General features: G+C 65.8%; 23 protein-coding genes. 14 read left to right on the forward strand and 9 right to left on the reverse strand.

The features are described 5' to 3' along the window. Window positions 1–2: 2 nt before the first annotated feature. The 6 genes from AC4NN3_RS14995 to AC4NN3_RS15020 all read left to right on the forward strand — a co-directional run bounded on the left by AC4NN3_RS14995 (window position 3) and on the right by AC4NN3_RS15020 (window position 7,443). Entirely contained in the window at window positions 3–1,031 is a 1,029-nt protein-coding gene (locus AC4NN3_RS14995) for an ABC transporter ATP-binding protein (protein ID WP_491928150.1), read from the forward strand. Beyond that, entirely contained in the window at window positions 1,028–2,062 is a 1,035-nt protein-coding gene (locus AC4NN3_RS15000; protein ID WP_491927895.1) for an ABC transporter ATP-binding protein, read from the forward strand. Before AC4NN3_RS14995 ends, AC4NN3_RS15000 begins: the two co-directional genes overlap by 4 nt. After that, on the forward strand, window positions 2,062–3,915 hold the full coding sequence (locus AC4NN3_RS15005; RefSeq protein ID WP_491927896.1) for a DUF2264 domain-containing protein: 1,854 nt from the start codon (window positions 2,062–2,064) through the stop codon (window positions 3,913–3,915). Before AC4NN3_RS15000 ends, AC4NN3_RS15005 begins: the two co-directional genes overlap by 1 nt. Beyond that, window positions 3,912–4,922: a hydroxyacid dehydrogenase gene (locus AC4NN3_RS15010; protein WP_491928151.1), complete on the forward strand. Its 1,011-nt coding sequence runs from the start codon at window positions 3,912–3,914 to the stop codon at window positions 4,920–4,922. Before AC4NN3_RS15005 ends, AC4NN3_RS15010 begins: the two co-directional genes overlap by 4 nt. Window positions 4,923–4,943: 21 nt before the next feature. Continuing rightward, the gene (locus tag AC4NN3_RS15015) at window positions 4,944–6,581 is read left to right on the forward strand and encodes an acyltransferase (RefSeq protein WP_491927897.1); all 1,638 of its coding nucleotides are present in this window, start codon (window positions 4,944–4,946) and stop codon (window positions 6,579–6,581) included. A 211-nt stretch (window positions 6,582–6,792) separates the two neighbouring features. Beyond that, window positions 6,793–7,443: a ThuA domain-containing protein gene (locus tag AC4NN3_RS15020; RefSeq protein WP_491927898.1), complete on the forward strand. Its 651-nt coding sequence runs from the start codon at window positions 6,793–6,795 to the stop codon at window positions 7,441–7,443. A gap of 3 nt (window positions 7,444–7,446) precedes the next feature. Here AC4NN3_RS15020 and AC4NN3_RS15025 read toward each other — a convergent pair whose 3' ends face one another. Further along, entirely contained in the window at window positions 7,447–8,169 is a 723-nt protein-coding gene (locus AC4NN3_RS15025; protein WP_491927899.1) for a class I SAM-dependent methyltransferase, read from the reverse strand. A gap of 146 nt (window positions 8,170–8,315) precedes the next feature. Here AC4NN3_RS15025 and AC4NN3_RS15030 point away from each other — a divergent pair, with 146 nt between their 5' ends. After that, complete coding sequence (locus AC4NN3_RS15030) at window positions 8,316–8,807, forward strand: YciE/YciF ferroxidase family protein (protein ID WP_491927900.1); 492 nt, start codon at window positions 8,316–8,318, stop codon at window positions 8,805–8,807. A 54-nt stretch (window positions 8,808–8,861) separates the two neighbouring features. Next, the gene (locus AC4NN3_RS15035; RefSeq protein WP_491927901.1) at window positions 8,862–9,083 is read left to right on the forward strand and encodes a DUF2934 domain-containing protein; all 222 of its coding nucleotides are present in this window, start codon (window positions 8,862–8,864) and stop codon (window positions 9,081–9,083) included. A gap of 135 nt (window positions 9,084–9,218) precedes the next feature. On the opposite strand, the gene efp is transcribed toward AC4NN3_RS15035, so the two are convergent. Then, window positions 9,219–9,788: an elongation factor P gene (gene efp, locus AC4NN3_RS15040; protein ID WP_491927902.1), complete on the reverse strand. Its 570-nt coding sequence runs from the start codon at window positions 9,786–9,788 to the stop codon at window positions 9,219–9,221. Between the two features lie 126 nt (window positions 9,789–9,914). On the opposite strand from efp, the gene epmA reads away from it, so the two are divergent. The 3 genes from epmA (at window position 9,915) to AC4NN3_RS15055 (ending at window position 12,309) form a co-directional block, all read left to right on the forward strand. Then, window positions 9,915–10,973: an EF-P lysine aminoacylase EpmA gene (epmA, locus tag AC4NN3_RS15045; protein ID WP_491927903.1), complete on the forward strand. Its 1,059-nt coding sequence runs from the start codon at window positions 9,915–9,917 to the stop codon at window positions 10,971–10,973. Further along, a complete protein-coding gene (locus AC4NN3_RS15050; protein ID WP_491927904.1) occupies window positions 10,970–12,025 on the forward strand; it encodes a lysine-2,3-aminomutase-like protein in 1,056 nt (351 codons plus the stop codon). Before epmA ends, AC4NN3_RS15050 begins: the two co-directional genes overlap by 4 nt. A gap of 71 nt (window positions 12,026–12,096) precedes the next feature. After that, complete coding sequence (locus AC4NN3_RS15055; protein WP_491927905.1) at window positions 12,097–12,309, forward strand: hypothetical protein; 213 nt, start codon at window positions 12,097–12,099, stop codon at window positions 12,307–12,309. Between the two features lie 35 nt (window positions 12,310–12,344). Here AC4NN3_RS15055 and fabV read toward each other — a convergent pair whose 3' ends face one another. From fabV to AC4NN3_RS15080, 5 genes are all read right to left on the reverse strand, one after another. Further along, window positions 12,345–13,514: an enoyl-ACP reductase FabV gene (fabV, locus tag AC4NN3_RS15060; RefSeq protein WP_491927906.1), complete on the reverse strand. Its 1,170-nt coding sequence runs from the start codon at window positions 13,512–13,514 to the stop codon at window positions 12,345–12,347. 174 nt (window positions 13,515–13,688) lie between these two features. Continuing rightward, window positions 13,689–14,306, reverse strand: coding sequence for a class I SAM-dependent methyltransferase (locus AC4NN3_RS15065; protein ID WP_491927907.1), 618 nt, complete (start codon window positions 14,304–14,306; stop codon window positions 13,689–13,691). Beyond that, a complete protein-coding gene (locus tag AC4NN3_RS15070; RefSeq protein WP_491927908.1) occupies window positions 14,303–14,968 on the reverse strand; it encodes a glutathione S-transferase family protein in 666 nt (221 codons plus the stop codon). The genes AC4NN3_RS15065 and AC4NN3_RS15070 overlap by 4 nt, the downstream gene beginning before the upstream one ends. Window positions 14,969–14,970: 2 nt before the next feature. Then, window positions 14,971–16,683 carry a Rieske 2Fe-2S domain-containing protein gene (locus AC4NN3_RS15075; RefSeq protein WP_491927909.1) on the reverse strand — a complete coding sequence of 571 codons (1,713 nt, stop codon included), beginning with the start codon at window positions 16,681–16,683 and terminating at the stop codon, window positions 14,971–14,973. An 87-nt stretch (window positions 16,684–16,770) separates the two neighbouring features. Beyond that, window positions 16,771–17,664, reverse strand: coding sequence for an aromatic ring-hydroxylating dioxygenase subunit alpha (locus tag AC4NN3_RS15080; protein ID WP_491927910.1), 894 nt, complete (start codon window positions 17,662–17,664; stop codon window positions 16,771–16,773). Window positions 17,665–17,799: 135 nt separating this feature from the next. Here AC4NN3_RS15080 and AC4NN3_RS15085 point away from each other — a divergent pair, with 135 nt between their 5' ends. Beyond that, window positions 17,800–18,846, forward strand: coding sequence for an Ldh family oxidoreductase (locus tag AC4NN3_RS15085; RefSeq protein ID WP_491927911.1), 1,047 nt, complete (start codon window positions 17,800–17,802; stop codon window positions 18,844–18,846). Here the strand turns inward: AC4NN3_RS15085 and AC4NN3_RS15090 are convergent. Next, on the reverse strand, window positions 18,843–19,643 hold the full coding sequence (locus AC4NN3_RS15090; protein ID WP_491927912.1) for an endonuclease/exonuclease/phosphatase family protein: 801 nt from the start codon (window positions 19,641–19,643) through the stop codon (window positions 18,843–18,845). The genes AC4NN3_RS15085 and AC4NN3_RS15090 overlap by 4 nt on opposite strands. Before the next feature lie 3 nt (window positions 19,644–19,646). Further along, window positions 19,647–20,423 carry an SDR family NAD(P)-dependent oxidoreductase gene (locus AC4NN3_RS15095; protein ID WP_491927913.1) on the reverse strand — a complete coding sequence of 259 codons (777 nt, stop codon included), beginning with the start codon at window positions 20,421–20,423 and terminating at the stop codon, window positions 19,647–19,649. Window positions 20,424–20,596: 173 nt separating this feature from the next. Here AC4NN3_RS15095 and AC4NN3_RS15100 point away from each other — a divergent pair, with 173 nt between their 5' ends. Together AC4NN3_RS15100 and AC4NN3_RS15105 are read left to right on the forward strand one after the other, a co-directional pair. Next, window positions 20,597–21,802, forward strand: a complete 1,206-nt coding sequence (locus AC4NN3_RS15100; protein ID WP_491927914.1) for an efflux RND transporter periplasmic adaptor subunit — start codon at window positions 20,597–20,599, stop codon at window positions 21,800–21,802. After that, on the forward strand, window positions 21,799–23,748 hold the full coding sequence (locus tag AC4NN3_RS15105) for a MacB family efflux pump subunit (RefSeq protein ID WP_491927915.1): 1,950 nt from the start codon (window positions 21,799–21,801) through the stop codon (window positions 23,746–23,748). The genes AC4NN3_RS15100 and AC4NN3_RS15105 overlap by 4 nt, the downstream gene beginning before the upstream one ends. The last annotated feature ends 67 nt before the right edge of the window (window positions 23,749–23,815 follow it).

The following is a 23,815-nucleotide window of genomic DNA, read 5'->3' on the forward strand; positions in this document are numbered from 1 at the left end:
TGATGACCGAACACAGCAAACCCATCCTGACCATCCAAGACATGTCGATCGTGTTCTCCTCGCCCGACGAGGCCGATATCGAGGCGGTACGGCAGGTCGACCTGACGCTGACGCCGGGCAAGACGCTGGCGCTGGTGGGCGAAAGCGGCTGCGGCAAATCGGTGACGGCGCGGGCCATCCTGCGCCTGCTCGACGCCAATGCGAAAATCCCGCGCGGGCGCATCCTGTTTGAACCCGAGGGCGAGGCGGCGACCGACATCGCCCAGCTCAAGCAGGACAGTCTGGCGCTGCGGGCGATCCGCGGCAACCGGATCGCCATGATCTTCCAGGAGCCGATGAGCTCGCTGTCGCCGGTGCATACGATCGGCGACCAGATCGACGAGATGATGACCATCCATGAGGGGCTCAAGCCCAAGCAGGCCCGCGAGCGCACGGTGGCGCTGCTCGACAAGGTGGGGGTGCCGGGGGCGCGCGAGCGGGCCGGGGCCTATCCGTTCGAGCTCAGCGGCGGGTTGCGGCAGCGGGCGATGATCGCCATGGCGCTGGCCTGCACGCCGCAGTTGCTGATCGCCGACGAGCCGACCACGGCGCTGGACGTCACGACACAGGCGCAGATTCTCGACCTGTTGCGGCAGCTGCAGGCCGATTTCGGCATGGCCATGCTGTTCATCACCCATGACCTGGGCGTGGTGGCGGAGATCGCCGACGAGGTGGCGGTGATGTATCTGGGCGATGTGGTGGAGCAGGGCAATGTCTATGACGTGTTTGCCCGGCCCAGCCACCCCTATACCCAGGCCCTGATGGCCTCGATCCCCAAGATGGCTCGCAAGGCCGAGCGGGTGCGGCTCAACCCGATCAAGGGCACGGTGCCGGCGCCCCGGGACCGGCCAACGGGCTGCGCCTTTACCAGCCGCTGTCCGTACGCCTTCGAGCCCTGCGCCAGTGTGCGACCGGCGCGGACGGCTGTGGGCGAGGGGCACCATGCGCGCTGCCATCTGCTGACGGCCGTGCCGGTGGAGGAAATGGCATGAGCCGGCTGCTGAGCGTCGAAAATCTGAGCAAGCATTTCACCCTGGGCGGCGGGCTGTTCGGCAAGGGAAGGCGGCTGGATGCGCTGACCGAGATCAACCTGACCGTCGAGGCCGGCGAGACGCTGGCCATTGTGGGCGAAAGCGGCTGCGGCAAGACCACTTTGGGGCGCTGCATCATCCAGGCGCAGTCGGTCAGCGAAGGCCGGGTGGTGTATCACCCCAAGGGGGGCAGCGACGTGGTGCTGACCGCGCTCAGCAAGCGCGCCATCAAGCCGTGGCGGCAGGACATCCGCATGATCTTCCAGGACCCGATGAGCTCGCTCAACCCCAATATGCGGGTGTTCGACATCGTCGCCGAACCGCTGCGCATCCACCGGATCGCCAAGGGCAAGGTGCTTGAGGACATGGTGATCTCGATGCTGGAAAAGGTGGGCATTCCCGCCGAGGCAGTGGGGCGCTATCCGCATGCCTTTTCGGGTGGGCAGCGGCAGCGCATCGGCATTGCCCGGGCGCTGGTGCTCGAGCCCAAGCTGGTGATTGCCGACGAGGCGGTGTCGGCGCTCGACGTCTCGATCCAGGCGCAGGTGCTCAACCTGCTCGAGGATCTCAAGACCGATCTGGGGCTGACCTATATCTTCATCAGCCACGACCTGGGGGTGGTCAACTACATCGCCGACCGGGTGGTGGTGATGTATCTGGGCCATGTGGTGGAAAATGCGCCCACCGAAATGCTGTTCGAGCGGCCGCGCCATCCCTATAGCGAGCTGCTGCTCGAGGCGCTGCCGATTGCCGACCCGCTGCGGCGCAAGGGCCCAAGCGCCGAAGTGCGCGGCGAGATTCCCTATCTGGGCAACCGGCCCAAGGGCTGCCCGTTCAACACCCGCTGCAAATATGCCCAGGATGTCTGCCGCACCGACAAGCCGGTGCTGCGGCCGATCCACGGCACCGCGCAGGAAGCGGCCTGCCACTTCGCCGAAGAGCTGAATCTGAAGGGCGCCTATGATGTCGCGCCAGCCAAGGAACTTGCCTAATGACCTATGATCCCGTCACCGCCAATCCGCTGCATGGCAATCCGCTGCAGAGCCGCGCCGATGCGACAAAGGCGCTGGGCGACCTGTTCGCGCCGCTGCTGCCCTATTTCTCCGAGGGGGGCGCGCGAGTGCGGCTCGACGGGGCGGCGGCGCATTTCGACCGCGCCGCGGCCGACCTCGAGGGCTTTGCCCGGCCGCTGTGGGGGCTGGCGCCGCTGGCGGCGGGCGGCGGGGATTTTGCGCATTGGGAACTCTATCGGCGGGGCCTCGCCAATGGCACGGAGCCCGAGCATCCCGAATATTGGGGCGCGGTCAATTCGACCGACCAGCGCATGGTGGAGCTGGCGGCGATTGGCTTTGCCATGCGGCTGGTGCCGCATCTGGTGTGGGAGCCGCTGCCGCAGAAGGCCAAGGACAACCTGGCGGCCTATCTCAAGCATGCGCGGCAGTTCAACTATGCCGACAATAACTGGAAGTTCTTCCGCGTGCTGGTCGATCTGGGGCTGGAAGAATGCGGCGTCGCCTTCGACCGTTCGCTGACCGACGCCTATCTCGAGGAGCTGGACGGGTTCTATATCGCCGATGGCTGGTATCGCGATGGCAATATCCGCCGCATCGACCACTACATTCCCTTCGCCATGCATTTTTACGGGCTGATCTATGCCAAGCTGGCGCGCGGCGACGAAGCGCGCGTGGCCCGGTACAAGGAACGCGCGGTGGCCTTTGCCAAGGATATTCGCCACTGGTTCGATGAGGATGGCGGCACGCTGGCCTTCGGGCGGAGCCTGACCTATCGCTTTGCCTGTGGCGGCTTCTGGGGCGCGCTGGCCTTTGCCGATGTCGAGGCGCTGCCGTGGAGCGAAATCAAGGGGCAGTATATGCGCCACCTGCGCTGGTGGGCGGACAAGCCGATTGCGCATGGCAATGGCGTCTTGTCGATCGGCTATGGCTATCCAAACCTGTTCATGAGCGAGAGCTACAATTCGGCCGGTTCGCCCTATTGGGCGTTGAAGGCCTTTTTGCCGCTGGCGCTGAGTGCCGAGCATCCGTTCTGGAGCGCGGCGGAAGCGCCCGCGGTGGTGGATGACCAGCCGGTGCCGCTCAAGCATCCGGGCATGGTGATGATGCATACCAAGGGCAATGTGGTGGCACTGTCGAGCGGACAGCAGAACTGGCAGATGCGCGCGGGCGCCGAGAAATATGCCAAGTTCGTCTATGCCAGCCGCTATGGCTTTTCCGTCGAGGCGGACGAGCGGGCGTACAATATGGGCGCCTTTGACGGGGTGCTGGCCTTTTCCGATGACGGGCGGCACTACCGGGTGCGCGAGAGCAATGAGGTGGCGCAGATTGCCGGCGATACGCTCTATGCCCGATGGAAGCCATGGAGCGACGTCAGCGTCGAAACCTGGCTGATCCCGGCCAATCCCTGGCACATCAGGGTGCACCGGATCACGACGCCGCGGGCGCTGCATGCTACCGAAGGCGGCTTTGCCATCGAACGGGCCGACCTCAATGCCGACACGCTGACCGAAGCAGCGGGTCGGGCGGTGGCGCACAGCGTCAACGACATCAGCGCGATTGTCGATCTGGGCGGACAGCGGGAAGGGCGGGCGCACAAGGCCTATCCCAATACCAACCTGATCGTGGCCAAGACGCTGGTGCCGCAATTGCGCGGGGATATTGCGGCGGGGACAAGCGTGCTGGTCACGGCGGCCATGGCCCTGCCGGCGGGGGCCGATGCCGAGGTGGCGTTGGCGCGTGTGCCGGCCGCGCCCGACATCGCGGCGCTCGAAGCCCTGTTTGTCCGCGAGGGCATGGATGTCAGCGCCATTCTGGTTCCGGAGCGGTTCTGATGCGGCCCAAAATCGCCTTCGCCATGGCGGCGGACAAGACCAAGTTCGTTTTTGATGAGCAGGCCCTGGCGCGGCTGGCAGTGCATGGCGACATCGTGCAGGAGATCCCGCTCAACGAGTTCAGCAGCAGCGCGGCGCGGGCCGTGCTGGCCGAGATCGATATTCTGATCACCGGTTGGGGCTGCCCGATGATTTCGGACGCGGTGGTGCGGGCGGCGCCCAAGCTCAAGCTGATTGCCCATGCGGCGGGGACGGTAAAATATACGCTGGACCCGTCGGTCTATGCGGCGGGTATCATGGTAACGCATGCGGCCGATGCCAATGCGGTGCCGGTGGCAGAATATACGCTGGCAGCGATCATCTTTGCCAACAAGCGCATGTTCGAGATGCGCGACCGTTATCGGGCCGATCCGGCGCGGCGCTCGAGCCACGCGCTGATGGACGAGCCAATCGGCAATTATCACCGCACCGTGGGGCTGGTCGGGGCCTCGCGCATCGGGCGCAAAGTGGCCAAATTCCTGGCCGGCTTCGACTTTACCGTGCTGCTGAGCGACCCCTTCGTGCAGGCGGACGACCCAGTGACGGCTTTGGCCGAACTGGTCGATCTCGACACCCTGCTGGCGCGCTCGGATGTGGTGTCGCTGCATGCGCCCTCGCTGCCGACGACGCGGGCAATGATCGGTGCAAGGCAGTTGGCGCTGATGGCCGATGGGGCCACCTTCATCAATACGGCCCGCGGGGCGCTGGTGGACGAGGCGGCGCTGATCGCCGAACTGCAGAGCGGTCGCCTGCACGCGGTGATCGATGTGACCGAGCCGGAAATTCCGCCAGCGGGATCGCCGCTCTACAGCCTGCCCAATGTGTTCCTGACGCCGCATGTGGCCGGCGCCATCGGCACCGAGCGGCTGCGGCTGGGGCAATTGGTGGTCGACGAGATCGAGCGGTTTGTCGCCGGGGAAAAGCTCGAATTTGCGGTGGAACCGGCGTTGCTGGAGCGGTTGGCGTGAGCGGGACCTGGGCGGTGGAGGGTGCACGTGGATAGCTACCAGACACAAGACGATGTCGAGCACGAAGCGCGGTTGCAGTATCTCACCTGGGACCGGACACAAGAGGATATTGCCAGCCCGGAGCATCGGGCGCGATTGGCGCATTGGGCAGAAGTAGCGGGGGCCGAGTTTGCCGAGGGCGCCTATGTGGCGGCGCAAGCGGCGATCTTTACCAGCCATCTGGTGCTGGGCGCCGACAGCTGGATTGCCGGGCATGCGCTGGTGCGCGGCGATGTCGAATTTGGCGCCCATTGCACGGTCAATGCCTATGCCATGATTTCGGGCAAGGTGCGCTGCGGCGACGGGGTGCGGATTGCCAGCCATGTGAGCCTGGTCGGCTTCAACCATGGTTTTGACGATCCCGATGTGCCCATCCATAGGCAAAAGCATGAGAGCCTGGGCATCACGATCGGGGACGATGTCTGGATCGGCGCCAATGCGGTGGTGCTGGACGGCGTGAGCGTGGGCAAGGGCGCGGTGATCGCGGCGGGTGCGGTGGTCAGCAAGGACGTGCCGCCACTGGCCATTGTCGGCGGCGTACCGGCCAAGGTCGTGCGCTATCGCGGCCAGTCGGCCAAGCGCGACAGCGTGGCGCAGTTGGAGCGGCTGGGGGCGCGGGCGGCGGCGCAGTGGCCGCAGGTGCTGGCCAATCACCGCGTGAATGGTGTCTATCTGTCGATCGAGGCCGATGGGCAAAGCCGGCCCAGCCTGCGGCACCGCAATGACGCCATCGAGATTGCCGCCGGTTTCGGCGCCCTGCCCGAGGGGTTGGACGTGGCGGCGACGCTGGCCGAACTGCAGGGGCTGCAGGATAAGGCTACCGGGCTGTTTCCCGATCCGCATCGGCCGCTGGCGCCGGGCCAGGCGCTGCGCGATGACGGGCTGGCGCTCTACAATGTGCTCTCGGTCGGCTATGTCCTCGAGCTGCTTGGCGGCCAGCCGCGGCATCGAATTGCGGCGGTGGAGCTCGATGCGCCGGCGCTGTGCGACTGGCTGGAACGCCTGAGCTGGCGGGAGCGGGCCTGGGGCGCCGGCGCGGCGGTGGATGCCATCGGCACGGCGCTGTATTTCAATGCGCGGTATTTCTCCACCGGCCGGGCGCGCGAGACGCTGTTCGGCTGGCTGGCGCTCAACCAGGATCGGGCCACGGGATTGTGGGGCTCGCCGACCGCGGCGGCGGGGCTACTGCAGCCGGTCAACGGCTTTTACCGGTTGACGCGCGGCACCTATGCCCAGTTCGGCCTGCCGGTGCCGCAGGCCGAGCGGGCGATCGATAGTGTGCTGGCCAATTATCGCAATTATGGCGGGTTTGCCGGGCCGACCTATACGGCGTGCAACCTGCTCGACACGGTGCATCCGCTCTGGCTGTGCCTGCAGCAGAGTGACCATCGCCGGGCGGAAGCCGAGGCGATTGCCCGGGCGGTGATTGCGCGGGCCGAAGAGCGCTGGCTGGACGGGGCGGGCTTTGCCTTTGCCGACGGACAGGAACCGAGCCTGCAGGGGACCGAAATGTGGCTCAGCGTGGTGCATCTGGCGGCCAAGCTTCTGGGGATCGGGAGCCACTTTGCCTTCGTGCCCAAGGGGGTGCATCGGACGCAGGCGGTGGGGCTGGGGTTGTAACTATGCATGACCGGTCTCTTGCAGGCACAGAGCGTTCCGTGCCTGTGGCACCCCCACCCTTAATCCCTCCCCACAAGGGGGAGGGAGACGATGGAGCCGGGGGGAGTTGTGCTGGCGCCTCCCTCCCGTTGATGGGGAGGGAATGAGGGTGGGGTGACTGGGGGCTGGTGGACAAACCCAGGGAGCGTTGAATAGTGCCAAGGAGTTGTGCGTGACCAGGAACAAGAAAGCCCTCGTCGTCTGGGGCGGGATGGAACTGCATACGCCCGAGCGGAGCGCCCATGTGGTGCGCGACCTGCTGGAGGCCGAGGGCTTTGCCGTGACGGTGACGCCCGACTATGACGCGCTCGGCGCCGAGGATGTCGGCAGTCATGACCTCGTCGTGCCGGTGATCACGGCAGGCGAACTGGCGCCCGACAAGATGGACCGGCTGATCGCGGCGGTGCGGGCGGGGACGGGGCTGGCGGGCTATCACATGGGGCTGGCGACCAGCTTTCGCGCCAGCGTGCCGTTCCGCTATGCGGCCAGCTGCTACTGGGTGCAGCATCCGGGCAATATCATCACTTATACGGTCGATGTGGCACAGGCCGCGCACCCGATCATGGCGGGAATCGAGAGCTTCGAGCATATCAGCGAGCAGTATTACCTGAACTATGACCCGGCGGTCGATGTGCTGGCGACGACCACGTTTTCGGGGGAATTCCACCCGTGGCGTAAGGACGTGGTGATGCCGGTGGTGTTCACCACCCTGCATGACCGCGGCAGGGTGTTCTATTCCTCGCTCGGCCATACGGCCGACGAACTGGCGGGCGGTCCGGTCCGCGAAATCCTGCGGCGCGGCCTGCTCTGGGCGGCGCGCTAGGCCCTATTGCTGCTGCGCTGCCTCGGCCTGGTGCTTGAGCACTTCGGATTCGGGCAGGGCATTGGCATAGGCCAGTTCGCGGTTGGCGCGGGACCAGAAGGCCGGGTGGACGGTATCGAGCAGAGCCGGGTCGGTGGGGGTAAGGCCCAGCGCCGTCGTGGTGGCGGCGTCCAGATACAAGATAGCGTTCTGCCGGTACCAAGCGGGGATGGCGTCGTCGGCCCAGAGAACGGGGCGGATAAGGTCGTGTGCCGTGTAGCCATGGCGGGCGAAGCGGGCGGCCCACCAGCTTTGCCACTGCTCGTTGAGGTGGCCGACGCCGCCCTGGCCGGGAATGGCGGCGCTGAAAAGCACGGCGGGGGCCAGCGCCACCAGATCGGCGACGAAGCTGTCGGCACGGGCGGGGGACAGGTGTTCGGCGACTTCCAGCGAGAGGGCCAGATCGACGCGCGGACCGGCAAAAGGCTGTTCCAGATCATGCGGCACAAAGGCGATGCGCGGATCATCGAGCATGGCGGGGGTGACCCAGGCGCCCTCGACACCCAAGGCCGACTGAGCCCCGGCTGCCAGGGCGGTGGCAAGCCAGGTGCCGGTGCCGCAGCCGATATCGGCAAAGCTGGCGCGGGGCAGGCCGGCCGGCAGGGCGGCCAGCAGGCGCCGCGCGGCATGGGCGGTGTGGCCGCGTCGGTTCTGGTAGAAATCGGCGGGATAAAGAGCTGCTGTCATGCGGCGGCCGATCTGATGTGAGGCACGGATTGGGGCAACAGGTACGGTACGGTACAAGGTGCCCCATGGATCAATTGTCGGGAACCGTCCGCAGGTTACTACGTTGTTTGGCCAGCGTCCTCAATTACCACGCATGGAGACAGCAAATGGCTGCCGAAAAAACTCTCGACGACCTGTTCCTCGATACGCTCAAGGACATCTATTATGCCGAACGCCAGATCGTGAAGGCCCTGCCCAAGATGGCCAAGGCAGCGCAGTCGGCCGAGCTCAAGGCCGGCTTTGAAAAGCACCAGGTGGAAACCGAAGGCCAGATCGACCGCCTTGAGCAGATCTTCGAGCTGCTGGGCAAGCCGGCCCGCGGCAAGACCTGCGACGCCATTCTCGGCATTCTGGAGGAAGGCAAGTCGATCATGGACGAGTACAAGGGCACCATCGCCCTTGATGCCGGCCTCGTTGCTGCAGCCCAGGCTGTCGAGCACTACGAAATCGCCCGCTACGGCACGCTCAAGACCTGGGCGAACGAGCTGGGCATGAAGGAGGCCGTCAGCCTGCTCGACGCCACCCTGCAGGAAGAAGTGGCCACCGACCAGACGCTGAGCCAGCTGGCCACCAGCGCGGTGAACCAGAAGGCTGCCTAAGGGCTGTGCGGGCGCGGCGGCAACGCCGCGTCCGGTCCTTTGGGAACCGGTATCATGCTGAAGAATTCCGAGCTGGCCGAGGCCATCCGGCGCACGGCCTACTTCCTGTGGGAGCACGATGGCCGACCCGAGGGGCGGGCCTTCGACTACTGGCTGCGCGCCAAGGAAATGCATCAGCGGCATATGGCCTATGATCGCTGGCTGGCCGAAGGCACGCCGATCGACCGGGCGGAAGCGCACTGGAATGCTGCGGCCGGACAGATGGACGAGAAATAGGAACGGGCCCCGATGGGGCCCGTTTTTACTTGGATCGTGCATGCGGATCACCTGGGCCCTGCGAGCGTAGCTCTCCGGGCCTGATCGCCTAAATCTCCCCACCGGGCAGATTTTGCCGCCGCAGGCGGCCGGCGATCAGTCCTTCGCGCGTTCGACGTAGGAATTGTCTTCGGTGTTGATGACGATGCGGATGCCGGCGCCGATATGGGGCGGGACCATGCATTTGAGGCCATTGGTCAGCAGAGCTGGCTTGTAGGACGAGGAGGCCGTCTGGCCCTTGACCACTGGCTCGGTCTCGGCGATCTCGACGGTAACGCGCTGGGGCAGTTCCATGGAGAGGGCGGTGCCTTCGAAGGTCTTGAGGTGAACCTTCATCCCATCGGTCAGATAGGCCTTCTGGTCGCCGATCACGTCGTCGTGGACGGTGATCTGCTCGAAGCTCGAAGGCTCCATGAAGTGATGGCCCTCGCCATCGGAATAGAGATAGTCATATTCGCGGTCATCGACATCGGCCTTTTCGACCATTTCGACAGTGCGCCAGCGGCCGACGACCTTCACGCCGTCGGAAATCCGACGCATGTTGACGTTGGTGATGGAGTTGCCCTTGCCGGGGTGGACGTTTTCCGCCGTCAGCACGACGTGCAGATTGCCGTCCTGCTCGACCACATTGCCCTTGCGCAGCGACGAGGCGATGACCTTGACCATTATTCTTCCTTGTTCGTATCGGATGCGCGTCGTAGAGGCAGGGCCGTCCGCGCGCGGAAATAAGCTTTCGTGCGCCAACTACCCTATCTCGGCGCAAATCTCCAGCCTTGGTGTCATAAAGGTCTCATGAGCGCATCTGATCGCCTGCCAGCCTCGCCGTGGTGGACCCCGGCCGTGCATGCCGACCGCCGGCCGATCCTGTTGGCGCGCAACCGCATCGAGGCGGCGGTGCGCAGCTACCTGGCGGCAGAGGATTTCCTGCTGGTCGATCCGCCGGGACTGCAGCGCTCGCCGGGCAACGAGACGCATCTGCATGCCTTTGGCACGCAGATGATCGGCAATGACGGGGTGGGGCAGGCGATGTATCTGCATACCTCGCCCGAATTCAGCATGAAAAAGCTGCTGGCCGCCGGGGAGACCAGGATCGCCAGCCTGGGCCATGTCTGGCGCAATCGTGAGCGCAGCGCGCTGCACCATCCCGAATTCACGATGCTGGAATGGTATCGGGCGGGGGAGAGTTATGACGCGGTGATCGCGGACTGCGTGGCGCTGCTGCGGCTGGCGGCGACGACGACCGGGGTGGCGGCGCTGATCTATCGGGATCGGGTCTGCGACCCGTTTGCGGCGCCGGAGCGGTTGAGCGTTGTCGAGGCGTTTTTACGACATGCCCGGATCGACCTGTTTGCCAGCATGGATGCGGAGGGCGTCACCGATGGCGAGAAGCTGGCAGCGCAGATGGCGGCTTTGGGCATGGCCGTGCCGGCCGACACCAGCTGGAGCTATCTGTTCAGCCTGATCCTCACCGACAAGGTGGAGCCGCAGCTGGGGCTGGGGCGGATCACCGTGCTGGACCGCTATCCGGCGGCCGAGGCGGCGCTGGCGCGGCGGGCGGCTGATGACCAGCGGGTCAGCGAGCGGTTCGAGCTCTATGCCTGCGGCGTGGAACTGGCCAATGGCTTTGGCGAACTGACCGACGCGGACGAGCAGCGGCGGCGGTTCACGGCCGAGATGGACGAGAAGGCGCGGCTCTATGGCGAGCGCTATCCGATCGACGAGGATTTCCTGGCCGCGCTGGCGCTGATGCCGGCGGCCAGTGGCGTCGCGCTTGGCTTTGACCGGTTGGTCATGCTGGCGACGGCGGCGCCCAAGATCGAGGCGGTGCTATGGGCGCCGGTGGCCGAATGAGCGGGCAGCGGGCGATCAAGTCGGTGGCAGGCCTGGTCGAGGCGGGTCTGGTAGATGATGCCGGCGGGCTGGCGGCCGTGGCGGCGAAATATGCTGTGGCGATCACGCCCGCTGTGATGGCGCTGATCGACGTCACCGATCCCAATGATCCGATGGCGCGGCAATTCGTGCCGAGCGCGGCCGAGCTGGTGACGACGCCGGACGAGCGGGCCGATCCGATCGGGGACCTCAGCCATTCGCCGGTCGAGGGGATCGTGCATCGCTATCCCGACCGGGTGCTGCTCAAGGCGGTGCATGTCTGCCCGGTCTATTGCCGCTTCTGTTTCCGCCGCGAAATGGTGGGGCCGGCGGGGCTGGGGACGCTGACGCCCGATGAGCTAGACGTGGCCGTTGCGTATATCGCCGCGCATGCGGAAATCTGGGAAGTGATCCTGACCGGCGGCGATCCGCTGGTGCTGTCGCCGCGGCGGCTGAGCGAGATGATGGCGCGGCTGGCGGATATCGCGCATGTCAAAGTCGTGCGCTTTCATACGCGGGTGCCCGTGGTGGAGCCCGAGCGGGTGGATGCGGCCATGATTGCGGCGCTCAAGGCCAGCGGCAAGACGACGTATCTGGCCGTCCATGCCAATCATCCGCGCGAGTTCACCGCGGCGGCGCGGTCGGCCATGGCGCGGATGGCCGATGGCGGCATTGCGCTGGTCAGCCAGTCGGTGCTGCTCAAGGGGATCAATGATGATGTCGAGACACTGGCGGCGCTGATGTGGGCCTTTGTCGAAAACCGGGTGCAGCCCTATTACCTGCACCATCCGGACCTGGCGCCGGGGACCAGCCATTTCCGCATGAGCATCGAAGAGGGCCAGGCGCTGGTGGGGGCGCTGCGGGGCAAGATCTCGGGGCTGGCCCAGCCCACCTATGTGCTCGATATTCCGGGCGGGCACGGCAAGGCCGATATCGGGGCGGCGAGCATTGTGAGCGCTGACGGGCAGTTTCTGGTGCGCGACTGGCAGGGAATGGAACATGCTTATCCGCCGACAGCGGGAGATGCGGCGTGAAGATGCGCAGGCCTGGTGACAATGGCGGACCGCCGCTGGAGGAGTCAGAGCGCCCGTGGGGATCGGGCCCGGTGGGCAACTATTTCGAATGGAAGAAGGCCAAGCGCGAAGCGTTTGCCGAAGTGCCCTACGAGATCGCCATGATGCGGGCGCGGCGGGCCGAGAAGATCGGCCTGACCTATGAGGAATATACGCTGGAACTGCTGGAGCGCGGGCGGTTCCTGCAGGCGGAGGATGTCGAGCGGATCGCCCAGATCATCGCCAAACGCGGCGTGCGCTATTAGGCAAAGGGGCGCCGATGGCGCCCCAATTGTTGAGATCAGTTGACGATCTGCGGATCGACATCGGCGCTGTAGTCCACGCCGCCCAGGCCGAAGCCGAAGAGCTTGAGGAATTCGGCGCGGTGCTTGGGTAGGTCGGCCAGGCTGGGCAGGGTCTCGGTGGTGAGCGCGGCCCAGCGCGTTTTGAGTTCGGCCTGCACGGTGCCCGAGAGTTCCCAATCATCGACGCGGACGCGGTGGTCGCTATCGAGCGCCACATCGCCCTGCAGCTTGACGCGGAACAGGCGATCGATCTGCTCGATCGTGCCCTCGCCAATGCCCATTTCGTCCATGACCTTGATCAGCAGGGTGCCATAGAGCGGCACGACGGGAATGGCGGAACTGGCCTGGGTGACGACGGCCTTGAGCGCGACGACATGGGCGGCGTGCGCGCCATGGGCCGCACGGATGGCGGCGGCGGCGCGGTCGAGGTCGGCCTTGGCGCGGCCCAAAGTGCCATTGTGGTAGATGGGCCAGGTCAGCTCGCTGCCCAGATAGGTATAGTTGAGCGACTGGAAGCCATCGGCCAGTATACCGGCCTCGGAAAGAGCCTTGATCCAGAGTTCCCAATCCTCGCCGCCCATGACCTTGACGGTGGCGGCGGCCTCTTCCTCGGTGGCGGGCTCGACGGTGATCTCGGAGACTTCGCCGGTGGCAGTATTGAGCGTCTTGGACGTGACCTGGGCGCCATAGGGCTTGATGGCAGAGCGATAGGTGACGCCATCGGTCGGATCGGTGCGGACCGGGGAGGCTACCGAATAGACGATGAGGTCGACCTGGCCCAGATTGGCCTTGATGGCCGCAATGGCTTCGGCCTTGATGGCATCGGAAAAGGCATCGCCCTCGATGGTGACGGCCTTGCGGCCGGCGGCGCGGGCGCGGTTCTCGAAGGCGCGGTTATTGTACCAGCCCGCCGAAGCGGTCTTGCCTTCGGCAGGCGGGCGCTCGAAGGATACGCCGACCGTGTCGGCGTCGCTGCCAAAGGTGGTGACGATGCGCGAGGCCAAGCCATAGCCGGTCGAGCAGCCCAGCACGAGGACGCGCTTGCGGCTCGAGGCAATGGGGCCCTTGACCACGACATGGTCGATCTGGCGCTGTACATTGGTGGCGCAGCCGGTGGGGTGGGCCGTGGTGCAGATGAAGCCGCGGATCTTGGGTTCGATAATCATGCAAAGACTCCTCGATTTTGCCCAAGGCAATAGCGGGATTGGCGGCGCGGGGCTAGGGGCTGGCACGATTACCGCTCCAAGGAACTGCGGTCCCTCCCGCTGCTGCAGCTCCGAGCGGCGCAGGTGACGGATGTGGGGCAGGCCGCCCGGCCAGCGTGCAGTGATCCCGTCGTATCAGAGCCGCTCGAAGGTGCTGAACTGGAACTTCTGCACCGAGCCCCAGGGCGTGGCGTGTTCGTGCCGCTGCGTGGCGAGCAGGCGGAAACCGGGCCCGAGCACAGCGGCGAGCGAGGCGGCGTCGTGGCGGGCCACGGGCAGGCCGCTGCATTTTTCCGGGCCATCGGGTGCAAAGGTACCGATGACGGCGCGGCCGCCCGGCTTGAGGGCGGCGTGCAGGATAGTGGCATAGGCCTGCTGGTCAGCCGGCGCGGTGAGGAAATGGAAAGCGGCCCGATCATGCCAGAGGTCATAGGCGCGGTCCGGCGCCCATCGGGTGATGTCCGAGACGATCCAGGTGGCCCTGGCCTTGTGGCCGATGCGGTCTCGCGCCGTGGCGAGGGCGGCAGCGGATAGATCGAGCACCGTGACATGGTCCTGCCCGCGTGCCAGCAGGGCATCGACGAGGCGGGAGGCGCCGCCGCCGATGTCGATCACGGCCATGGCGGGCGACAGCCCAGCCTCCTGCAGCAGGCTGACGGAGAGTTCGGGCGTGTCCTCGAACCAGCTGACCTCGTTTTCCTGCTTGGTGGAATAGACGTTTTCCCAATGGTACTGGCGGTCGGTTTCGGTCATGCGGCACTCCCGTGCTGGGCCGGCAGCGCCTTGCCGGCGGGGAAGATGCCGGACATGACGACGAAGCCGGGCACGCGGCGCACGCGGTCGGTCCAGCGGCGGAGGGCGGGATAATCCTGGCGGGAAATGCCGCCTTCCTCGCTCAGCATGACATAGGGGAAGCAGGCAATGTCGGCCGTGGTGGGATGGGCTGGCGTGCAGAGCCAGTCGCGGCCCTCGCGCTCGCCGAACCACAGATGCTCGTCCATGAGGCGGAAGATGGCGTGGGCGCCGGCCTGCGCCTTGGGCAGGTCGACATCGTAGAAGAAGCCCAGTGCCAGGCGGGCGGCCGAACTGGTGGCGGTGATGTCATCGGCCACGGCATGCCAGCGCAGTACCTGGGCCAGGATCGCCGGATCGGTGGGAAACCATTGGCCGGTCGGATCGTACTTTGTGGCCAGATAGGCCAAGATGGCGCCGGAATCCGACAGGGTCAGGTCATCGTCCTGCAGCACGGGGAGCTGGCCGAAGGGATTGAGGCGAAGGAAGGCATCGGACTTGTGCTGGCGGCCGGGATAAAAATCGACCGGCACGACGTCATAGCGCAGCTTGAGCACGCTCATCAGCAGGCGCAGCTTGTAGCAGTTACCGGAGAGCTCGAAGTCGTGCAGGGTGATGGTCATGATCAGATATCCAGCACGAGGCGCGCGCTCTTGGCGCGGGAGACGCAGGTCATCATGGCAGTATTGGCGCGCTTCTCGCTGTCGTTGAGATAGACGTCCTGGTGGTCGCATTCGCCCTCCAGCACGCCGGTGAGGCAGGTGCCGCAGGCGCCCTGTTCGCAGGAGGAAGGGACGGTCAGCCCGGCCTCGCGCATCACCTCGAGAATGGTCTTGCCCGATGGCACGTGCAGGGTCATCGCCGAGCGGGCGAGTTCGACATCAAATGACGAGGAATCGTCGATGGGCTTGTCGTTCTTGAAGTATTCGAAATGGATGGATTCATCCGGCCAGCCTTGCGCGGCGGCAGTGGCGCGGACGGTTTCGAGCATGGCAGAGGGGCCGCAGACATAGACGTGCTGGGCGAAGCTCCACGTACCGAGGGTGGCCGCGATGGTGCTGCCGATCTCGGGGCGCGGCAGGCCGGTATGGAGCATGACCTTGCCATGCAGGGCTGCGAGCTCGCTGCGGAAGGCGACCTGTTCGCCGAGACGGGTGAAGTAATGCAGCTCATAGGGCAGGTCGGATTTGTCGAGAAAGCGGGCCATGGAGAGCAAAGGCGTGATGCCGATGCCGCCGGCAATCAGCACGGTGCGGGTGGCGTCGCGGCGCAGCGGGAAATTGTTGCGCGGCTCGGAAATGGCCAGCACATCGCCCTCGCGCACGGTGTCGACGAGGATCTTTGAGCCGCCCTTGCTGGCGCTCTCCTGCTTGACGGCAATGACATAGCTCAACAGGTCACCCGGGCCATTGGTGATGGAATATTGCCGGATCAGGCCATTGGGCAGGTGAACATCGATATGGGCGCCGGGCTGGAAAGTGGGCAGGTGGCGGGTGTCGCGATCGGCCAGCTCAAAGCCCACCACGCCATCGGCGCTGGTCCATTTGCGCTTGACCACGACCGGGATGGTGGTGCCGCGCGGAATGGCGATATCGGGCATGGTGGCCAGCTCGGCCGAGACCTTGTCAAAGGCCGGCTGCAGCGGCGTTGGCGCGGGCTGGCGGGCCGCAGCGCGTTCGAGCCGGTCGCGCAGCTTGGTCAGCGTCTCGTTGTGGTGGCGCAGGGCGAGGCTCGCGTCATCGGGCTGGCCTTGCAGCAGCCCCCGGATGACAGCGCGGCCGGCATCGACGGGCTGGACGAAATAGAGCGTGGTGCCGAGACGGATGGCGAGGCCGGGCAGGATCTGGGCCGGCTGATCATCGGGGGCGAGGCGGCCAAGGGCGGCGATGACGGCTTCGGGCGCGGCATTGACCGGCATGGGGCGCAAAGCGAACCAGTCGTCGGTCGTTTCGGCGCCGGGGAAGGGGGCGAAGGGGCGGTCACTGGTGGCGGCGGACCAGACCAGGCCATAGGCTTCCTGCACCGGATAGGTGCGGTTTTCGATGCGGCGGGCCGGGGCGTCGGCGGGGTGGGCCGGGATATAGGTGCAGCCGGCGGAGCGGTTGGCATAGCGCCAGCCATGATACTGGCATTTGAGCTCGGCGCCCTCGTTGACGCCGATGGAGAGGCGCACGCCGCGATGGAGGCACCGGTTTTCCCAGACATTGACATTGCCGTCATCGGCCCGCCAGACGGCTAGTTCGCGGCCGAGCAGCTGGCCCTGATACACGTGGCGAAAGGGCAGATCGTCGCTGGAGGCGATGGGGTACCAGGCGGGGTCGGTCAGGGAGAGCGTCATGGGATCATCCGAGGAGTAAGGGATCGCGCCACGATCGGATGAGGTCGGTACCGGCGCGCCCTGGCGTACGGGGCACGCTGCATGGCGTCAGCTCGCCATGGGAATGGTGCCATAGGTGATGCCCTTCTGGCTGAGCCAGCGGCGGTAGGCAATGGCGGACTTGTCGGCGCGGATCGGGGTTTCGGCACGTGGGTCAAGGGGGAGCCGCTTGGGATACTGGTTTTCCAGAATCGGCTTGTCCTGGCCGAAAATGGTCTGCTGGAACCGGCGCAAGTCGGTGACGGTGGAGGTGGAATCGATCATCGACTGCAGCAGATGGGCGCGGCAGCTTTCCTCGGTCATAGGCTGGAGGAAAATGGCGATGACGTCGCGGCGCTCGGGGGCCTCGGGCGAGGATTTGTAGAGCACCGAGCAGAAGGGATGGGGCACGCGATAGACATATTCGACATCCATGCCCTCGGTGGCCGAGAGCGCGGCGCGGGGCTGGAAGAACTTGCATTTGGTGGCCAGCACCTCGTCGCGCTCTTCGGAGACCTCGACGTCATATTCCTTGACCTCGGTATGCGGCTCGGCGCCCAGAATGTCGGTATGGACATAGGGGAAGTGACCCATGTCGAGGAAGTTTTCCACGGCGCGCGGGGCCGAGACGTGAATGCCGATGGAGCCGCAGCTCATGTTCTTGCGGTCGGGCTCGGCATATTCGGGAATGGGGAAGAGCGCGGCCGGCGGGTGGCCGAAGCTGGTCCAGATATAGCCATAACCGGTAATGACGGGGAGGCGCTCGATAATGCTCTCGGGGTCGATCTCGTCGCCGCGCTGCTCATGGGTGCGGCGCCAGACGACGGGCAGGCCGTCGGCATCGCGGGTGATGGCAAGCTTGGTGTCGAGCAGCAGCGTGGTCTCGACCAGGCCGGGCTGGATCTCGTCGGTGGCGGCGATCACCTGCCAGAGGTCATGGGTGGTGGCGTCGATGGCGGTCATGAAAAGCCTCAGGGTTGGCAATAGCATAATGCGGTCAAGGGCAAGTGCCAGTGGAAAGTTTGGCCAAGGCCGATCTGACGCAGGCGGGGCGCTCGAATTCTGGTATGGAAGAGCCGGATGGCAGGGAGTGCAGGCATGGCGATCGACACGGGCGCGCAGACTTATCCGGCAGCGCTGCTGGAGCAGCGGGTGGCGGCAGCGTTGCGGGGTGCGGGCGCCAGCGAGGCGTCGCTGGCGGCGGCCACCAGGGCGATGCTGCATGCCTCCATGGTGGGGGTGGACAGCCATGGCGTGCGGCTGACCGAGCATTACTGCCAGATGCTGGCGGGCGGGCGGCTCAACAAGGATCCGCAGCTGGTAGTCGACAAGCGGGCTGCCGGCAGCGCCATGGTGCATGGCGATGACGGGCTGGGCCATTATGCGGCCTATAAGGCGGTCGAGGTCGGCATCGAACTGGCGCGTGAGGCGGGGGTCGGCGCGGTGGGGATCCACCATTCCTCCCATCTGGGGGCGGCGGGCGCCTATGCGCTGGCCGGGGCGGATGCGGGCTTCATCACCTTTGCCACCACCAATACCGATTCCATGGTGGCGCTGTTCGATGGCGCGGCGCGCTTCCACGGCACCAATCCACTGGCCTTTGGGGCGCCAGTGCCGGACAGCCGGCCCTGGCTGGTCGACATGGCCACCTCATCGATCCCGATGAACCGGGTGCTGCTGCACCGCTCGCTGGGGCTGGAACTGCCCGAGGGTGTGGCGGCTGATGTGCATGGCAACGAGACTACCGATCCGCACATGGCCGAAATGCTGCTGCCGCTGGGTGGCGCCGATTACGGATACAAGGGCGCGGCTTTGGCGGGGGTGGCGACGCTGTTTTCGGCATTGCTGACCGGCACGACGCTGGATGGCGATTTCATCCCGATGTATGGCGGGCCAGGCGGGGATATTTCGACGCCCCGCAATATGGGCCACTTCGTTCTAGTGATCGACCCGGACAAGTTCATAGGGCGCGACATGTTCGGTCTGATGATGACGGGCTATCTGGCCAGCCTGCGCGCGGCGCCGGTGCGCGAGGGGGCCGAGCGGGTCATGGCGCCGGGCGATCGGGAATGGGAGACGGTGGCGCGGCGGCAAGCCGAGGGCGTGCCGGTCGATCCCGATACGGCGCGGTTCCTGGGGTTTTAGGCGATATCGAGCGAAAGGGCGCGATGGTCGGAGACTTCGGGCTGGGCCATGACGTCGAAGCGCTTGACCGCGACGTCGGGAGTGACCAGCAGGTAATCGGCAAAGCGGCCGGGCTTGGCATAGTGGCTGGTGCGGGTATCGGTGTGGCCGCCTGTGGTGACGAGGTCGCGCAGGCCGAGCTGGCCGAGAATGGCGAAGGTGGCGCTGTCGGGCAGCAGGTTGAAATCCCCACAAACCACCAAGGGTTCATTGCCGGGCCAGACGCGGCGGATCAGGGCGACCAGCGCTTCGGCCTGGGCGATCCGGGCGGGCGTGTCGCCTTTGCCCGTGGTATCGCGCAGGCCGTGCATCTGGGCGATGGTCAGCGGAATGCCGGCCGGATCGAGCAGGCGCAGGACATGGGCATTGCGGGCGCGCGGGTGGGTGCCCCAGCCGTCGGCACTATAGTTTCCGTGCACGAAATCGACGGCCTGGGCGGTGACAGGCAGCGTCTTGCGCACAAAGGTGGCAAGGCCGAACTGTGAGGCGACCGGCGTGTCGCCGTCAAAAAGCGGGCCGGTGGCGGTGGGGGCGAACATGCCGTCATGCCCCGGCAGCACCGCCGCCACCTCGTCAAAGAAGTTGGCGCGCTGCGGCAGGTCGAGCCCGGGCTCGCGATAGGTCAGCCAGCCGGTGCGTGCGCCGGGCGTGCGTGAGACCTCCTGCAGGCAGAGCACGTCGGCGTCGACCGTCGCGAGATAGTCCAGGATCTCGGGATGCAGGCGTCCCGCCCAGGCGTTGAGCGAGACGATGCGCATGGTTCAGGCGCCGCGGTAGATGTCGAAGGGACCCCAGGCCTGGGTGGTGGCCATGACCTGGAGGCGGTTGACATTGACATGGGCGGGGAGCGTGGTGCTCCAGAAGATGGTTTCGGCAATGTCCTCGGCATTCATCGCCTTGGTGCCGGCATAGGGCTTGGCCGCCTTGTCCTCGTCGCCCTTGAAGCGAACCAGCGAGAATTCGGTTTCGGTCAGGCCCGGCTCGATATTGGTGACGCGGACATTCTTGCCCTGCAGGTCCGAGCGCAAGTTGAGCGCGAACTGCTTCACGAAGGCCTTGGTGGCGCCATAGACCGAGCCGCCGGGATAGGGATAGTCACCGGCTACCGAGCCAAGGGTGACGATATGGCCGCCGCCGCGGGCGATGAGGCCGGGCAGGAGCGCGCGTACGGTATAGGCCAGACCGGTAATATTGGTGGCGATCATGGTCTCCCAGTCGGTGATGTCGGTCTCGGCGGCGGGCTGCAGGCCGAGCGCCAGACCGGCATTGGCCAGCACGATATTGATGCCCGCAAAGGGAGCAGGCAGGTCGGCAATGGCGGTGTCGATGGCGGCGCGGTCCTGCACGTCGAGCGCGATGATGTGGCAGTTTTCCGGGCCCAGATCGATCTGCAGATCGACCAGGCGATCCCAGCGGCGGCCGGTGGCGATGACCTTGCCGCCCGCGGCGACGTAGCGGCGCGCGGCGGCTTCGCCAAAGCCGGACGTGGCGCCGGTGATGAAGACGACGAAGCGGCTGGGGTCAAGCAGCTGGTACATGGCAAGGTCCTGGATGAAACGGCAGAACCGCAAGGTGGACCGGCCGGCCGGGGCCGTCAACCCGCGAGCGGCCGTGGGCAACCTTTCCAAAATGTAACCTGATTACCAAGTCCTCACGTGATCGGCATTACCGTCCCGGCTAGGAAGTACAGCTGAGAACTCGGGGTGGGCACTTGAAAAATCTGGCAAGATGGCTGGTGATACTGCTGGTGCTGGGCGGCGCGGCGGGCGCGACCTGGTGGTATTTCCAGGGGCAGAAGCCGGACGATACCGTGCCGGCGACCGTGGCGGTGGGGCGCGCCGATATCGAGCAGACCGTGCTGGCTTCAGGGACGCTGCAGGCCAATTCGCTGGTCAGCGTCGGCGCCGAGGTATCCGGCCGGATCGAGGCGGTGCATGTCAGGCTGGGCCAGGACGTCAAGGCGGGCGACCTTATCGCCGAGATCGACAGTCTCGATCAGGAAAATGCGGTCAAGACGGCGCAAGCCGTGCTGGCCGGCATGCAGGCGCAAAAGCGCAGCGCCGAGGTCAGCCTGGCCAATGCCCAGGCGACGCTGGCGCGCAATGAACAGCTCAATGCCAATGCGCTGGTTTCGCAGACCGATCTCGAGACGGCGCAGGCCTCGGTGGATGCGGCAGCGGCGCAGATCGACCAGCTCGATGCGCAACTGGCGCAGGCGGAACTGAGCGTGGAATCGGCGCAGCTCAACCTGGCGCGTACGCGGATCGAGGCGCCCAGCGCCGGCACGATCGTGGCGCTGCTGGTCGAGCAGGGGCAGACGGTCAATGCCAACCAGACCATTCCCACCATCGTCAAGATCGCCGACCTCGACACCATGGTGATCAAGGCGGAAATCTCGGAGGCCGACGTGGTGCGGGTGGCGGCCGGCCAACGGGCCTATTTCACTATTCTGGGCGAGCCGGATGTGCAGATCGATGCGCAGTTGCGCGAGGTCGAGCCGGCGCCCAGTTCGATCGCCGACGACACGAGTTCGACCGATACGGCGATCTATTATAACGGGCTGTTCGACGTGCCCAATCCGGACCACAAGCTTCGCATCTCGATGACGGCGCAGGTGACCATCGTGCTGGCCGAAGCCACGGAGGCGCTGGTGCTGAGTTCGGCGCTGGTGACCAACAAGGACCCGCGCGGCCAGACCATGGTGCGGGTCTATGATCCGGACACCAAGCAGATCACGCCGCGTCCGGTCGAGCTGGGGCTCAACAACAATGTGCAGGCTGAAATTACCAGCGGGCTAGACGAGGGCGACCTGGTGGTGACCGGCGGCACTGTCGGCATCGGAGCCCGCACGGCGGCAGGCGGTGGCACCGGGCGATTTGGCGGGGGCGGTGGCCTCCTCGGCGGTGGCCCGCCGTGACCGATCCGATCATTTCGCTGCGCGGCCTGACGCGGCGCTTCCAGACCGGCGCCGAGGCGGTGACCGTGCTCAGGGATGTCGATCTCGATATCGAGCAGGGTGAGCTGGTGGCGATCATCGGCCAGTCCGGCTCGGGCAAGTCGACGCTGATGAACATATTGGGGTGCCTCGACCGCCCCAGCGAAGGCAGCTATAGCTTTGCCGGCCAGGATGTCAGCGGGCTGGGACCCGATGCGTTGGCGCGGCTGCGACGCGAGCATTTCGGCTTCATCTTCCAGCGCTATCAGCTGCTGGCCGACCTCGACGCAGTGGAGAACGTGGCCATGCCGGCGGTCTATGCCGGGGTGGAAGCGAGGACGCGGCGGGAACGCGCGACGGCGTTGCTGACGCGGCTGGGCCTGGGCGACCGGCTGACACACCGTCCCAATGCGCTGTCGGGCGGACAGCAGCAGCGCGTCAGCGTGGCGCGGGCGCTGATGAATGGCGGTGAGGTCATTCTGGCCGACGAGCCGACCGGGGCGCTGGATTCGCGCAGCGGCAAGGAATTGCTGGCGCTGCTGGCCGAACTGCATGGCGAGGGGCATACGATCATCATCGTTACCCATGATCCGGCGGTGGCAGCGCTGACCGAACGGGTGATCGAGATTGCCGACGGGGTAATCATTTCCGACAAGCGGACAGGCGCCCAGACACGCATGGCGCGCCGCAGTCAGCCGACCAACAAGGTTGCCCGCTGGCGCGCGGGTTTTGATCGCGGGGCCGAGGCGCTGAACATGGCGCTGCGGGCCATGGTGGCGCACAAGATGCGCACATTCCTGACCATGCTGGGGATCATCATCGGCATTGCCTCGGTCGTGAGCGTGGTGGCGCTGGGGCAGGGCAGCCAGCAGACGGTGCTGAACAACATTTCCTCGATCGGCACCAATACGATCAATATCAATCCGGGCACCGGGTTCGGCGACCGCCGCTCGGCCCGCATCCGCACCCTGCTGCCCAGCGATGCCGAGGCGCTGGCGACACAGGACTTTGCCCATAGCGTGACGCCGCAGGTATCGAGCAGCGCCACCGTGCTGTTCCGCAACACCTCGTCCAATGCCACGGTAACCGGGGTGGGCGAGCAGTACTTCGAGGTCAATGGCCGCAGCTTTGATGCGGGTGTAGGTTTCAACCGGACCAGCATTGCCGAGCGCACCCAGGAAGCGGTGATCGACGGCAATGCGCGCGACGCGATCTTTCTCAATGGCGAGGATCCGATCGGCCAGGTGATCATGCTGGGCAAGGTGCCGGTGCGGGTAATCGGGGTAGTGGAAACCGTGTCGGGCTTCGGACCGGGCGGCAGTTCGGCCAATGTCTACGTGCCCTATACAACCGCACTCGACCGCATCCTGGGGCAGAACTATCTCAGCTCGATCGCGGTGCGGGTGGCCGATGACTATGACATGGCGCAGGCGGAGAGCGAGATCACCGAACTGGTGACACGGCTGCATGACGGCACTACCGATTTCTTCCTGATGAATACCGATACGATCCGCCAGACCATTCAATCCACCTCGGCGACGCTGACGCTGCTGATCTCGACCATTGCCGTGATCTCGCTGGTGGTGGGCGGCATCGGGGTGATGAACATCATGCTGGTCAGCGTCTCGGAGCGCACCAAGGAGATCGGCATCCGCATGGCGGTGGGCGCCCGGCGCGGCGATATCCTGCGGCAGTTCCTCATCGAAGCGGTGCTGGTGTGCTTTGTCGGCGGGGCGGCCGGAGTGGGGCTGAGCTTTGCCCTGGGCGCGCTGCTGACGGCGCTGGTGCCGGGAGCGAGCATGGCCTATTCGGCCGAATCGATGGTGCTGGCGATCGCTTCGGCGAGCCTCATCGGGGTGGTGTTCGGCTTCATGCCGGCGCGTTCGGCGGCGCATATGGACCCGGTCGAGGCGCTGGCGCGAGAATAGATGGGTGCAGTGCCGCGGCTGCGGATCACATTTTTCTCCAATCGGCCTCAGCGCTTGTGCGATGGCA

The organism is Devosia sp. MDV22-iso42, assembly GCF_058629155.1.

Bases quoted from the DNA above. Each gene is read 5' to 3' on its own strand.
- AC4NN3_RS14995 (WP_491928150.1), top strand. From the start codon at position 3: ATGACCGAACACAGCAAACCCATCCTGACCATCCAAGACATGTCGATC.
- AC4NN3_RS15000 (WP_491927895.1), top strand. From the start codon at position 1,028: ATGAGCCGGCTGCTGAGCGTCGAAAATCTGAGCAAGCATTTCACCCTG.
- AC4NN3_RS15005 (WP_491927896.1), top strand. From the start codon at position 2,062: ATGACCTATGATCCCGTCACCGCCAATCCGCTGCATGGCAATCCGCTG.
- AC4NN3_RS15025 (WP_491927899.1), bottom strand. From the start codon at position 8,169: ATGACAGCAGCTCTTTATCCCGCCGATTTCTACCAGAACCGACGCGGC.
- AC4NN3_RS15030 (WP_491927900.1), top strand. From the start codon at position 8,316: ATGGCTGCCGAAAAAACTCTCGACGACCTGTTCCTCGATACGCTCAAG.
- AC4NN3_RS15035 (WP_491927901.1), top strand. From the start codon at position 8,862: ATGCTGAAGAATTCCGAGCTGGCCGAGGCCATCCGGCGCACGGCCTAC.
- efp (WP_491927902.1), bottom strand. From the start codon at position 9,788: ATGGTCAAGGTCATCGCCTCGTCGCTGCGCAAGGGCAATGTGGTCGAG.
- epmA (WP_491927903.1), top strand. From the start codon at position 9,915: ATGAGCGCATCTGATCGCCTGCCAGCCTCGCCGTGGTGGACCCCGGCC.
- AC4NN3_RS15050 (WP_491927904.1), top strand. From the start codon at position 10,970: ATGAGCGGGCAGCGGGCGATCAAGTCGGTGGCAGGCCTGGTCGAGGCG.
- fabV (WP_491927906.1), bottom strand. From the start codon at position 13,514: ATGATTATCGAACCCAAGATCCGCGGCTTCATCTGCACCACGGCCCAC.
- AC4NN3_RS15065 (WP_491927907.1), bottom strand. From the start codon at position 14,306: ATGACCGAAACCGACCGCCAGTACCATTGGGAAAACGTCTATTCCACC.
- AC4NN3_RS15070 (WP_491927908.1), bottom strand. From the start codon at position 14,968: ATGACCATCACCCTGCACGACTTCGAGCTCTCCGGTAACTGCTACAAG.
- AC4NN3_RS15075 (WP_491927909.1), bottom strand. From the start codon at position 16,683: ATGACGCTCTCCCTGACCGACCCCGCCTGGTACCCCATCGCCTCCAGC.
- AC4NN3_RS15080 (WP_491927910.1), bottom strand. From the start codon at position 17,664: ATGACCGCCATCGACGCCACCACCCATGACCTCTGGCAGGTGATCGCC.
- AC4NN3_RS15085 (WP_491927911.1), top strand. From the start codon at position 17,800: ATGGCGATCGACACGGGCGCGCAGACTTATCCGGCAGCGCTGCTGGAG.
- AC4NN3_RS15090 (WP_491927912.1), bottom strand. From the start codon at position 19,643: ATGCGCATCGTCTCGCTCAACGCCTGGGCGGGACGCCTGCATCCCGAG.
- AC4NN3_RS15095 (WP_491927913.1), bottom strand. From the start codon at position 20,423: ATGTACCAGCTGCTTGACCCCAGCCGCTTCGTCGTCTTCATCACCGGC.